Origin of the sequence: Methylobacterium nigriterrae (assembly GCF_037106235.1) — a bacterium.
In the GTDB taxonomy this organism is placed as follows: Bacteria; Pseudomonadota; Alphaproteobacteria; order Rhizobiales; family Beijerinckiaceae; genus Methylobacterium; species Methylobacterium nigriterrae.
Window position 1 is genome coordinate 1 of record NZ_JBAWTG010001148.1, and the last position, 205, is coordinate 205.

The following is a 205-nucleotide window of genomic DNA, read 5'->3' on the forward strand; positions in this document are numbered from 1 at the left end:
GCAGAACAGCTCAAAGGGGGCGTGCATGGAGCATCGGCAGTTTGGGCGATCCGGGCTGAAGGTGCCCGTCCTCGGCCTCGGAACGGCGACCTTCGGTGGCATCGGTGAGTTCTTTGAGCGCTGGGGGCGGACGGATGCCGCCGAGGCGGAGCGCCTCGTCGATCTCTGTCTCGAGGCGGGCGCCAACTTCTTCGATACGGCCGAC

At 66.8% G+C, this 205-nt stretch carries 1 protein-coding gene; it reads left to right on the plus strand.

The annotated features are described in order from the left end of the window. Nucleotides 1–25 precede the first annotated feature (25 nt). Nucleotides 26–205 (plus strand): aldo/keto reductase (locus WDW90_RS40545; protein ID WP_336491219.1); only part of this gene is annotated, 180 nt, incomplete at its 3' end.